Source organism: Otariodibacter oris (genome assembly GCF_009684715.1).
Classification (GTDB): domain Bacteria; phylum Pseudomonadota; class Gammaproteobacteria; order Enterobacterales; family Pasteurellaceae; genus Otariodibacter; species Otariodibacter oris.
Genome location: NZ_CP016604.1, coordinates 896,376 through 909,336 on the forward strand (window position 1 = coordinate 896,376; position 12,961 = coordinate 909,336).

A 12,961-nucleotide genomic window follows, 5' to 3' on the forward strand; every position below is an offset into this window, starting at 1 on the left:
CACTCTTTTTATTATAGATTACAGTTTCCGTATCTCATTTAGGGGTCATATAACCACATTCTTTCGAAGAAAGGTAAATATATCCTCCTTTCTATATGTGGCATGTTATGAAATTGGGTGGAGTTAAGTTATTAGGATAGTTGGTATTCTATTCCTATTTTAATGTTTTTGATACAAGCGGTAAGTTGCCACCCATTTTTTGTAAAAAATGGGTGGCAACTTACCGCTTGTATAGGTTGATTAGCGAGAGATTGGGTTCACTTTCGCTTTTTGTAATTTTTGGTAGGCAGCTAGTAATTTATTGTGTGCTTGTAAGTTGGCTAAACTCTCATCACTGGCTTGTAATCCGTAGAATGGATTGCCACCTGTTACCGCAGACCACGCTGAATTTACTGCTTGTTTGCCATACATTTTTTCAAAAACCGATTGATATTGTTTTGGTTGGCGAGCATCATCTAAGAATAATTCAATAGAATGAATCAAACAGCGATAGTAATTATTGCGTTCTGCACTGAACACACTGGCATTCATATTCGCTGTCCAGTTCGCCCAATCTAATGCTTCTTCAAGATTGCCAAGGGCTAAATGTAGCATTGATTTTAATTCGCCAATACGTAAGGTTTGCATTGCAGATCCTTTCTCTGCCACGATACCCAAAAACTCACGGACACGTGTCATATCATCAATACTTTGTTCATCTAATTCATCTAGCAACTCTTGATAGGTTGCTTTGTCGTGATGGAAATGCGGTAAGTCTAAGAGAATTTCTCGCCAGTCCATACCCATATTATTATTAGCATAGATGAGGTCATCCGCAGGGTAAATATTTGACATACCCGGTGCAAGAATACGGCAAGCGTAAACTCCAAGATGTTCATAATCCATAATATAGACTTCTTGTTTATGTTTATTGAAGATTGCCATTAGATTGCTAAATTCTTGCTCTGTTGAACCAGAGAAATCCCAATGTACAAATGGATAATCGGCATCAGATTTGAAGAGATCCCACGAAATCAGACCGCTTGAGTCAATAAAATGGGTTTCTAAATTTGCATGGTCGGCAACATCATCATTGTTAAATGATGGTGGCGCGAAAACATCTAAATCTTTTAAGCTTCGACCTTGCAATAATTCCGTAACGGTTCTTTCAAATGCGACTTGGAAATGCGGATGCGCACCAAAAGAGGCAAAACAAGTGCCATTTTGTGGGTTGAGTAAAATAACACAAATCACTGGGAATTCGCCACCGAGTGATGCGTCATAACAAAGAATCGGAAAACCTTCGGCTTCTAATTTTTCAATCGCAGCTTTGATTGTTGGATAACCATCAATCACACTTGGTGGGATTTCAGGTAAGCTAATTGCTTCACTGATGATACGATTTTTCACAAAACGCTCAAAGACTTCCGAAAGCCCTTGTACTCGAGCTTCGTTTTTGGTGTTACCCGCAGACATTCCATTCGATACAAATAAATTAGAAACGATACTTTGAGGAATGTATACGGTTTCGTTATCTGATTGGCGAGTATAAGGTAAGGCAACGATACCACGTTCGTAATTACCCGATTGTAGATCGACTAATAAATCTGGGGTTAAATCGCCATTTGGATCGAAGTAATTGCGTAGGAATGGATCTAAAATACCTTGTGGTAAGGTTTCTTCATCTTCAATTTCAAACCATTTTTCAGTCGGATAATGCACAAATTCGCTATTGGCAATATCTTGACCTAAATAAAAATCAGACCAGAAATAATTGGTGGATAAACGTTCAAAATATTCGCCTAATGCAGAGGCTAATGCTGCTTTTTGTGTTGCGCCTTTCCCATTACTAAAACATTGTGGGCAATCAACATCACGAATATGCACAGACCAGACATTTGGTACAGGATTGAGCCAAGATGCTTCTTCAATATTGAAACCTAGATTTTTTAATTTTGTTTGAAAGTTTGAAATACTGTCTTCAAGAGCAGCATCTTTTCCGATAATAAAAGTTTGTTGCATTATAAAATTCTCGAAATGTTAAATTTGGGGCGGAATTATCATATAACTGCTTCAATAAGTACAATAATTTCATTAACTTTCTAGTGCATAAGTCACGATTTGTATTAAATAGGGCTATTATTGGCGGATCAAGATGTGGTAAAATTACAAGATTATTGAGATCTATAATTATTGGGAGAATAAAATGACGAACGCAAATAAACGTTCCGTACCAACACTTTTTTCAGAGAAAAGTGATATATACAGCCATCAGGTTCGTATCGTTTTAGCAGAAAAAGGAGTTGCTTATGAAATTGAGAATATTACCCCAGATCTTATTTCTGAAGATTTAATGGAAGTTAATCCTAGAGGTACAATCCCAACATTAATTGATCGTGATTTAGTTTTATCAAATGCGCGTATCATTATGGAATATTTGGATGAAAGATTTCCGCATCCGCCATTGATGCCTGTATACCCTGTTTTACGTGCACAATGCCGCTTAAATATGCATCGTATCCAAAATGATTGGTTCACTTTGATTGATATTATTGATAAAGATCCAACTACGGATAATGCGAAAAAACTGCTTAATCAATTACGTGAAGAAATCTTATCATTAGGTCCAGTATTTGCCGATACGCAGTATTTCTTAAGTGATGACTTCAGCTTAGTGGACTGCTATGTTGCACCATTATTATGGAAAATGCACACTCTAGGCGTTGAATTTACTGGAGCAGGAAGTAAAGCGGTTAAAACTTATATGACTCGCGTATTTAAGCGTGATAGCTTTACACAATCAATTGGTGGAAGTGCACCGAAACATTTAATGGATGAGAAAGAGTAATGAAACCATTACGTCCTTACCTTTATCACGCTTACTATAATTGGCTGGTTGATAATGATCATACGCCTTATTTGTTGGTCAATGCAGACTATCCAGACGTAGATGTGCCGACAGAATTTGTACGGGAAGGGAAGATTATTCTTAACGTTTCACCACGCTCTATTGGGCAATATAATGTGACTGATGAATTCATCAGTTTTAATGCACGTTTCCAAGGTATGCTAAGGGATATTTATGTACCGTTTGGTGCTGCTGAGGCAATTTATGCGCAAGAAACGGGCGATGGGGTAATGTTCCAAGCTGAACCGTTTTATAGTGAAGAAAATTATCTCGCTAGAGCGAAACAAGACGTTGTGAGTGAAGATAAACCTAAAAAAGTCACTAAGCGAAAAGCGAGCCATTTAAAAATAGTGAAATAATGTATTAGATTACGTTTTAATAAAGTGATAAGCGAAAATGTTGCTAATGACAGATTGTGATTAGCAACATTTTTTATTTTCACCATTTACTCTACACTTTTGTCTAGAAATTTTTTTATTGCTCGAATGACGTTATCAGGCTTTTCTGCATGGAGCCAATGCCCAGTGTTACTAATAACAAAAAAACTAGCTTGGGGAAATTGGTCAAGAATAGTTTGTGTATCTTTTTCTTGCAGGTAATCAGAGAGTTCACCTTTAATGAAAAGGGTTGGTTTATTGACTAACACAGGTTGCCAGCCCATTAAATTATCGTAATTATTTTTTAAACTAGTTAAGTTGAATTTGAATGATTCTGGGGCATTTGGGTCAAAAGATTTCAGCATAAATTGTTGAACCCCTTCCATTTTAATGCCGACTGAAATCGATTCTTTCGCCTCTTGGCGATTGGCTGGTTTTTTATCTCTGACGGCAAATAATCCTTTAAATACCGCATCATGATGATTTTCTTTATAGGCAACAGGAGCCATATCTAGAATGATGAGTTTATCTACTCGATTTGGTGCGGCATTAGCAAGAGCCATTGCTGCTTTCCCACCCATAGAATGTCCAATAACAATCGCATTACTAATATCAAGAGAAGTGAGAACAGCTTCGAGATCTTTGGCTATCAGATCGTAATTCATTTCATCAGAATGGAATGAAAGTCCATGATTTCGGAGGTCAATTTGTAAAATATTATAGTCATCGGAAAAAGCCCTTGCGATAACGCCTAAGTTATTTAGATCACCAAATAATCCGTGGAGTAATACCATTGTTTGTGCTAGATTTTTTGCTGGAACAGTTGCTTTTTTGTATTGATAATGCAGTAATGTATTTTCTGTCATAATATTCACTTATTTTTAACTAAAATATTCGATCAAGATCCTGTAAATTGGATCCGAAATGCGTATAATGCCTAGAATTTTTAGGTAATCAAGACATTTTAGGAGAAACAGATGAAAACAATTGAAGTTGATGATGAATTATATCATTACATTGCCAGTCGTACTCAAGCAATTGGCGAAAGTGCATCAGATATTTTGCGTCGTTTGTTACGTTTACCTGCTTCACCTCAGCCATTCGTACTTGTGCAAGAAAATATGATCGATGAATTAAAAGATCTCGCAAAATTACCCAAGAATAAAAAAGCGTTGAGTAATCAGGAAAAAATTATTAATCGAGTAGAATTTGTTTTAACATCATCACAATTTAATGATGAAAAAAAAGTGGTTAATCGTTTTTTACAGATGCTTTCGGCACTATATCTTGCTAATTCAGATGAGTTTTCTCATGCAACAGTTAAAGTTCAAGGCAGTGAACGTATTTATTTTGCTAAAGATAAAGAAATTATATTAGCAACAGGAAGTAGTGTTAAAGCAAAACAAATACCAGAATCGCCATTTTGGGTAATTACTAATAATAATACCGAGCGTAAAGGAATTATTTTAGAAGGTATTATGGATGAAATGGGGTTACCAGAAGAGCTTATCAAACGTGTAAAGAGCGCATTAGGATAATGGACTTTAAGTTTTCTTCTTTTCCAATAAAGCATTGGGCAGAATTCAGGTCCTCTGAAGTCGCTGTAAACTGGAAAAAAGGGACGGATCTTTTATTTTCTGATATACCACAGCAAATTACTTGGAAAAAATTATCTCAGATGATTTCCCAAGCGGTTACTTTACTTCAACAAAATGGAGCAACACCACAGGGAATCGTTGCTTATTCCGGCCATCATCGATTGGTTGGGTTATTGTGCTATTTAGCTACGATAACCATGGGAAGCAAAATTTTAATGCTCAACCCAAGTATGTCAGAAATTCAGCGGGGAGATATCTTATCTGATTTTGCAAATGTAGTATTGATAACCGATCAACATTTTGCACAATTTCCTGCTAATCTGACCGCTTGTGATAGTTCGCAATATGCACCTAATTTACCTGCCACAATGACATTAACTTCAGGGTCAACGGGGAAACCTAAAGCGGTTGTGCATTCTATTCAAAACCACTTAGAAAATGCCTATGGTGTGTGTCAATTGATGGATTTTACGGCATCTGACAGTTGGTTACTTAGTCTCCCTTTATTTCACGTATCAGGACAAGGGATTATTTGGCGTTGGTTGTTAATGGGGGCGACATTATCAATAGTGGAAGATAAGCGAGATTTTTGGACAGTATTGAGTACAGTTACGCACGCTTCTTTAGTCACAACACAACTTCAGCGTTATTTATTGCAAAAAGAATTTTTACCTCAACATATACAGAAAATTTTATTAGGTGGAAGTGCGATTCCCCCAGAACTAATTACTCAAGCCCAAGAAAATCAAATAGAGACTTACGTTGGTTATGGGATGACTGAAATGGCATCAACCATTTGTGCTGTAAAATCTGAAATTGATAATGTCGGTTTACCTTTATGGGGCAGAGAAGTTAGAATTGTTGATGATGAAATTTGGGTTAGAGGTGCAGGTTTAGCATTAGGTTATTGGCTTAAAGAAAATATTGTTTCTCTAGTGAATGAAAATGGGTGGTTGGTGACTAAAGATCGTGGGCATTGGAATGAACAAGGGAAGCTAGTCGTTGATGGACGCACCGATAATGTGTTTATATCGGGTGGGGAAAATATTCAGCCTGAAGAAATTGAACGAATTCTATTTCAATCATGTCTTATTTATCAGGCGATAGTATTACCAACAGAAGATACTGAATTTGGCTTTAGGCCTGTCGCAGTGGTTGATTTTATTTCTGAATTTAGTCCACAAGCGGTTAGATCGTTACAATCTTTTGCATCTGAACGGTTAGAAAAATTCAAGTTACCGATTAAATATATTCCGTTGGATCGAGAGAAATGGAAAAATTTAGGCATAAAAATTTCGCGAAAACAATTGCAATTGGACATTAACAATAGGTATTTAAAGAATGTTTAAAAGGTTATTTAACATTTTCATTTTAATATTATTGGGGATAAGCATGTCACCAATAATGGCTGCTGATCCAGATTCTCTTTTATCTATTACTAATATTCAAAACAGACTAAATTCTGTAAAGGAGATAGCCCCTAAAGATGAAGCTGCTTTACTTGCAAAGAATTTAGAAGATACATTATCTTTTTTAGAAAAGGCCAAAACTAATCGGGAAGAGATTACTGTATTAGAGCAAAAGATCAAAGATGCCCCATCTACATTGAAAAAGTATCAAGAGAATATACAAAATATAAAAGCCGATATGAATAATGTTCAGGGTATTTTTATTGGTTTACCTATTTCTAAATTAGAAGTCCAGCAATCTGAAATTAATCAGCAATTAGAACGTATCCGTGAGCAACTAGATAGTGTTGGTTTAAGTTTAGTAAGTTATCGTTCCGCATTAGAATCAACTCGTACTCAGATTTTAGATAATAATCTAAGAGCTGATACTTTGGCTCGTTGGAAATATAATAGCAAAGCGAGTAAATCATTAATAGATAAATATAATGCAGAGTTAGATTATATTGATGTGAATAATAAGTATAACTTAATTTTAGGACAAAATATTGATGTACTTATTTCTATTGATGAAAATAAAAAAACAGAACTAACTTTTAGACAACAATTATTACAACAAAAATTATTTGCATTACAAGAGGAATTAAATGCAAGTCGTTTAAAAGAATTTGAAGATCAAGCAAAGCAAACTCAGCAAAATAAGGAAGATAGTAATATTGCTAATCCAGTTATTCAGTATGAGTTTGGTTTAAATTCAGATCTAAGTGAATATTTGGTTACACAAACGCAAAAAACAAATTCATTATCACAAGAAAATCTAAGAATAAGAAATGTATTAGATGCTTTAACACAGACCAAACGAAATATTGAGGAGCAAATTAGTGCTCTCCAAGGGACATTAATTTTATCTCGTATTATTAATCAGCAGAAAGAGTCTTTACCAACAGATGGGGTTATTAAGGGATTATCTAAAGATATTAATAACTTACGAGTTGAGTTGTTTGAGACAACGCAACAGAGAGACGAATTATATGATATTCCCAAAACGATTGAAGAGCTACAAATAAAAAATAATTTAATATTTACCAATGAGGAAAAAGGAATATTAAATAATATTTTTAAAGAAAGAGAAAAGATTTTTACAGATTTAATTAAATCTTTTAATTCTCAGCTGAGTTTATCTAATAATATTGAATTAATCCAAAAGCAAATTATTCAATTAAGTGATGAATTAGAACGTCAATTACAGCAACAAAGTTTTTGGGTGAAGAGTAATAATCCAATTGATCTTACATGGCTAGAAAATTTTCCCCAAAAATTAATCGCAGAGATTACAGAATTATCAAGCTATGTTAGTTTTGAAAATGCTAATCAAAATTTGTTTTCGAAGTTTTCTTTTTTATTCTTTTTTGTAGTGGTTTATGCCGTCATCCATTGGAAGAAGGAGGCAATTAAGCATCGATTATCAGTAATTGCAGCAAAAGTAAATACACTGAAAAATGATAATCACTGGGTAACACCAGAGGCAATATTTTGGACATTGATTCTAACATTACCTGGTGCACTCGCATTTTTAATTTTTTCAACCATTTTAATGTTGTTCTTTTTTTCAGATCCCTTAGTAGGTTTTACATGGCTAACAGAAATATCTATATATTGGTGGTTTTTTGCTACAACTCTAGAGTTATTTAGACCTCATGGATTGGCTTATTTGCATTTTGATTTACCTCAAGCAAGCAATCTTATTTTTAGACGCATTATTCGTCAATCTGTATGGATTGTTGTTTTATTAGTTATCTCATCAACTTTTTCAGATGTAGATACGATAGGGTTTAATAATGATGTTATTGGTGAAGTGGTCACAATTGTTGCTTTGCTACTATGTTTTTTTATCGTGAGACCTTGGTTAGATAAGGGGATTTGTGAGTATCGTAATGCTGTTTTAGAGGATGGTTCAAAAAGAAGCATTGGATTATTTAATTTATTGCGTTTAGTTTTATTTATTGTTCCAATTTTTTTAATCGTATTGATCATCCTTGGTTATTACTATACAGCTGTTTATATTATTGAACACATTATTAAAAGTTATTTAGCTGCACTAGTTTGGGTATTTGGAAGATATTTTGTCTACCGTTTTTTAACTATTTCATCTCGGCGTATGGCATATCGTCGTTTACAGAATGAACGTGAATTGCTTCGTTCGCAAGATGGAGAAAAAGTAAAAGAAAGGGCAAAAGAGGATACAAAAGAAGAAAAAATTAGGATTTCCGTAGTCAATCGTCAACTTTTCCATGTGGCAGATCTGATTGGATGGGTTGTTTTATTTGGATTTCTTTATGCTATTTGGTCAGATTTAATTAGTATTGCTTACTACTTAAATGGAGTTGTTCTATGGGAGCAAGTAGAAACAACCTCACAAGGTGTAATGGTTGAATCTATTACATTACTCAATATGCTACGCTCAATTGTGTATGTAGTCGTTACGTATGTGTTGGTAAAAAATATCTCTGGAATTTTAGAAGTTGCGTTCTTTTCTAGAGTTAGATTATCAAAAGGAGCACCTCATACAATTATTGCTGTTTTAACATATTTTATTGTTACCTTAGGAAGTATTGCATCATTTTCAGCATTAGGGTTATCTTGGAATAAGCTCCAATGGATATTTACAGCTCTTTCGGTTGGTCTTGGATTTGGATTGAGAGAGATATTTGGTAGTATTATTTCAGGGATAATTTTGCTGTTTGAACGTCCAATAAGGGTTGGAGATAAAGTTACAGTAGAACGATATACGGGGTTTGTATCAAATATTAGATTGCGCTCGACAGTATTAGTTGATAATGAGAAGAAGGAAGTGGTTTTACCAAACCAAGCTTTTGTTACAGGACGTTTCATTAACTGGACATTGAATAATTCAATGACGCGTTTACGAATTATGCTGAAAGTAAGCCATGATGCTGATCTAGATTTAGTGGAGAAATTGTTATATCAGATTGCTGATGAAGCACCTAAGGTACTTAAAGATCCAGAACCAGAAGTTAATTTATCAGATATTGGTGAAGGTTGGGTTGAACATGAATTTGTTGCATGTGTCGGAGAATTATGGGAGAGAGTACCAACCCGTAATTTACTATATAAAAGAATTCATCAAATCTTCAAAGAACATGGTATTAAATTTGCATTTCAACAGGTTGATGTACATCTTCATAATGATGAAGACGCTATGGTTCAGAAATCTATAATACAGCAAGGATAAAATATGGCAGGGAATAGTATTGGAAAAATATTTAAAGTAACTACCTTTGGCGAATCGCATGGTATTGCATTGGGTTGCATTGTGGATGGTATTCCACCTAATTTATCGCTTACAGAAGCTGATATTCAGCCTGATTTAGATAGACGTAAACCAGGTACATCACGTTATACTACGCCAAGAAGAGAAGATGATGAGGTTCAAATTCTATCTGGTGTATTTGAAGGAAAAACAACAGGTACAAGTATAGGATTGATTATACAGAATAGTGATCAACGTTCTAAAGATTATAGCGATATTATGGATAAATTCCGTCCAGGACATGCGGATTATACCTATCAGAAAAAATATGGTATTCGAGATTATAGAGGAGGGGGGCGTTCCTCTGCTAGAGAAACTGCTATGCGAGTAGCGGCCGGAGCTATTGCCAAAAAATATTTGAAAGAAAAGTTTAGCATTTTAGTTAGGGGATATTTATCGCAAATTGGCTCGGTGAAGATCAATTCAGATAGTGTCGCAGATATTAAGAAAATTGATTGGGAACAGGTTAATAGTAATCCTTTTTTTAGTCCCGATCCTACCGCTATAGAACCTTTTGATAACTTAATTCGAGATCTGAAAAAAGAAGGAAATTCTGTCGGAGCAAAGCTAACAGTTATTGCAGAAAATGTACCTGTTGGTTTGGGAGAACCTGTATTTGATCGATTAGATGCTGATTTAGCCCATGCCTTAATGTCAATTAATGCGGTAAAAGGTGTAGAAATTGGTGATGGATTTAATGTGGTTGAGCAAAAGGGAAGTGAGCATCGTGATGAAATAACGCCAGAAGGCTTTTTGTCGAATCATGCAGGAGGAATCCTCGGAGGAATTAGCTCAGGTCAACCCATTATCGCCCATATTGCATTAAAACCAACATCAAGTATTACAATTCCAGGCAAAAGTATTAATTTAACTAATGAATCAGTCGAATTAGTGACAAAAGGTCGTCATGACCCTTGTGTAGGTATTAGGGCTGTACCTATCGCAGAAGCAATGGTCGCAATAGTGTTGTTAGATCATTTATTACGTTTTAAAGCTCAATGCCGTTAATTTTGAATACATGATATTTTTTATCATTGAAATAATATAGAGCAATACTTTTCTAATTATTCTTTTAACAAAAGTTAGTTACAATCAATATTAGCTCGTTGAGCAAATCGAGAACCTAAAGAGTATTCTATATCTGATGGAAGATCTGAATCTGATTTTTTGAATTGGCTAATTGATGACATATCGGGTGTTGCAGCTTGATCTAATTGAGATGCATAAAGACGTAAAGATTCATCAACTTTTGATTCCGTAATAGAGACAGTACATTGTGATTCTGGATCAATAGTTATATCCCTATGATCGAGATAACTCATAGAAAGGTAATAAGTTGGTTCAAACGTGAATAGTTTGAATGTGTGTCCTTTTGTTTCCACAGGGTTTAATAGTGGTAATTCAAAGTCATAGGTGATTCTACTATCTTCAATTTTAATAGAGGGGCTTATAGGGAGTTCATCAAATTGAATCCGTTTATCTTTTTCATTGTATAATCGGCTAAAAAACTGGTTTCCCATTATATATAATGAGAGTTCTCCAATGATGTCTTGTTCCGCTCTTTGCTTATCTTCTGCATTTTTTAATTCATAAATTAACTGTGATGAGGTTATTTCATCTAATCTCCAACTCATGTCAAAGCCTCTTAGCTTATTGTCTTCTACAAGAACTTTATTTTTCATATCAATAAATGTATGTGGGTGAGCTAAGAGATTTTCTGTAAAGAATAAATAGCTGAGTAAAATGATAAGGGCATATTTTTTCATGGTTTCCAACTTGATATTAGCTATATTTTAGCTAAATTAATGAGCCAATAGGTAGTAATAGATAAAAAGCGAACAGAAAACCTGTTCGCTTTTTCTATCAAATTAAGAAATACAATGATTATCCGTTATAAGTATTAAATTTTACATTTTCACCGACAATATCAATGTAGCTAGGATCTAAATCTGATAATTTTCCAGCTCCACTTAAGATCATTGCTGAAACTAAATCTTTATTTAAGAAATCAATCACAGATTTAACACCTTGAGAGCCACCTAACCCTAAACCGTATAAAATTGGACGGCCTACAGCAACTGCTGTTGCACCCATAGCTACCGCACGTACGATATCAATACCACGACGAACACCACCATCTAAAATGATTGGTACACGTTTATTTACAACTTTAGCAATAGCAGGTAAGGCAGTCATGCTTGCAGGAACACCATCAATTTGACGACCACCATGGTTTGACACTTGGATTGCATCAGCGCCAGCTTGAATAAATCTTTCGGCATCGTCTGGACGTAAGATACCTTTAACAATAACTGGTAAACCAGTAAAGCTTTTAATGAATTCAATGTCTTTAGTTGTTAAAGCTGTTTTTTGATTGAAGAAGTCACCAGTACCACCCATTTTTGGATCATGGTTACCGAATGATCTATCTGGACGGAAAGGGCTACCCATAGCGATGAAGTTTTCTGGTTGGCCAGGACCAAGTGCATCAGCTGTTAAAATGATTGCTGAATAACCTGCATTTTTTGCACGAGTTAACAATGATTTAGTCACTTCTTCATCATTGTTATAATATAACTGGAACCATTTAGGGCCTTTAGTTGATTCGGCAATTTGTTCAAGAGTTGCATTTGATGCGCCTGAAGAGCAGTACAAAGTATTTGCTAACTCTGCACCTTTAGCTGTTAATTGTTCTCCGCTTTCGTGGACCATTGCGTGAGCACCCATAGGAGCAACAATGACTGGAGATGCTAGATCTAAATCCAATAATTTAGTTGAAGTATCAATATCACTCCAAGATAAACCTACTAAGCGTTTTGCTGCTATGCGGTAATCATCAAATGCACGACGGTTTTCATGCATAGTCCACTCTGCACCAGCTGCACCAGATACAAATTCAAAACCAGCTTTTGGAATAACTTTACTTGCAGGTTCTTCCAAACGTTCAAGACTAACAACTTGAATTGGTTTATCTGCAGTACTTGCACCGTAAGCTGTTTTAGTTGCTTTTTTTGCACTTGTTGATTTGTCTGCTGCAAATGCTGGAGCACTCATAAATGGTAATGTACTTAATCCAACGCTAGCTACACCTAAACCTAGACCTGCAGCACTAAGAAATTTACGTCTAGATAGAGTTTCTTTTTCCGAAACTCCTACTGTTGTAGTTTCTACTTCTTTTACAGAAGTATCTAATTGATGAGATGAAGTCATATTTATTCCTCAATATTTGATGAAGATGAAAGAAATTGCAAGGCAAGTTTATTGACACATTATTTGTAATAATATTATATCATTTTTGCATTGCTAGTTGTTTTATTAACATAATAACCATAAATATTTAATGGTTATTTGTTTAAAAAACT

General features: G+C 34.9%; 10 protein-coding genes. 6 read left to right on the forward strand and 4 right to left on the reverse strand.

Annotated elements, in window-relative coordinates; translation table 11 throughout:
• Positions 1-240: 240 nt before the first annotated feature.
• Positions 241-2,004: a 30S ribosomal protein S12 methylthiotransferase accessory factor YcaO gene (ycaO, locus tag A6A10_RS04070; RefSeq protein WP_121121719.1), complete on the reverse strand. Its 1,764-nt coding sequence runs from the start codon at positions 2,002-2,004 to the stop codon at positions 241-243.
• A gap of 181 nt (positions 2,005-2,185) precedes the next feature.
• Between ycaO and A6A10_RS04075 the strand changes: the two genes are divergently transcribed.
• Positions 2,186-2,827: a glutathione S-transferase N-terminal domain-containing protein gene (locus A6A10_RS04075; protein WP_121121716.1), complete on the forward strand. Its 642-nt coding sequence runs from the start codon at positions 2,186-2,188 to the stop codon at positions 2,825-2,827.
• A complete protein-coding gene (locus A6A10_RS04080; protein ID WP_121121714.1) occupies positions 2,827-3,246 on the forward strand; it encodes a ClpXP protease specificity-enhancing factor in 420 nt (139 codons plus the stop codon). The genes A6A10_RS04075 and A6A10_RS04080 overlap by 1 nt, the downstream gene beginning before the upstream one ends.
• A gap of 86 nt (positions 3,247-3,332) precedes the next feature.
• Here the strand turns inward: A6A10_RS04080 and A6A10_RS04085 are convergent, their stop codons facing one another.
• Positions 3,333-4,130: an alpha/beta fold hydrolase gene (locus tag A6A10_RS04085; protein WP_121121712.1), complete on the reverse strand. Its 798-nt coding sequence runs from the start codon at positions 4,128-4,130 to the stop codon at positions 3,333-3,335.
• Positions 4,131-4,241: 111 nt separating this feature from the next.
• Between A6A10_RS04085 and seqA the strand changes: the two genes are divergently transcribed.
• From seqA to aroC, 4 genes are read left to right on the forward strand one after another with little or no spacing between them, the layout of a single operon-like run.
• Positions 4,242-4,802, forward strand: a complete 561-nt coding sequence (seqA, locus tag A6A10_RS04090; protein WP_121121710.1) for a replication initiation negative regulator SeqA — start codon at positions 4,242-4,244, stop codon at positions 4,800-4,802.
• A complete protein-coding gene (menE, locus tag A6A10_RS04095; RefSeq protein WP_121121708.1) occupies positions 4,802-6,211 on the forward strand; it encodes an o-succinylbenzoate--CoA ligase in 1,410 nt (469 codons plus the stop codon). The genes seqA and menE overlap by 1 nt, the downstream gene beginning before the upstream one ends.
• 43 nt (positions 6,212-6,254) lie before the next feature.
• Positions 6,255-9,521 (forward strand): mechanosensitive channel MscK, encoded by a 3,267-nt coding sequence (mscK, locus tag A6A10_RS04100; RefSeq protein WP_229583620.1) that lies wholly within the window; start codon positions 6,255-6,257, stop codon positions 9,519-9,521.
• A gap of 3 nt (positions 9,522-9,524) precedes the next feature.
• A complete protein-coding gene (aroC, locus tag A6A10_RS04105; protein WP_121121703.1) occupies positions 9,525-10,607 on the forward strand; it encodes a chorismate synthase in 1,083 nt (360 codons plus the stop codon).
• Between the two features lie 74 nt (positions 10,608-10,681).
• On the opposite strand, the gene A6A10_RS04110 is transcribed toward aroC, so the two are convergent.
• Together A6A10_RS04110 and A6A10_RS04115 are read right to left on the reverse strand one after the other, a co-directional pair.
• A complete protein-coding gene (locus A6A10_RS04110; RefSeq protein ID WP_121121701.1) occupies positions 10,682-11,365 on the reverse strand; it encodes a DUF1007 family protein in 684 nt (227 codons plus the stop codon).
• 118 nt (positions 11,366-11,483) lie between these two features.
• Positions 11,484-12,809, reverse strand: coding sequence for an alpha-hydroxy-acid oxidizing protein (locus tag A6A10_RS04115; RefSeq protein ID WP_121121699.1), 1,326 nt, complete (start codon positions 12,807-12,809; stop codon positions 11,484-11,486).
• Between the last annotated feature and the right edge of the window lie 152 nt (positions 12,810-12,961).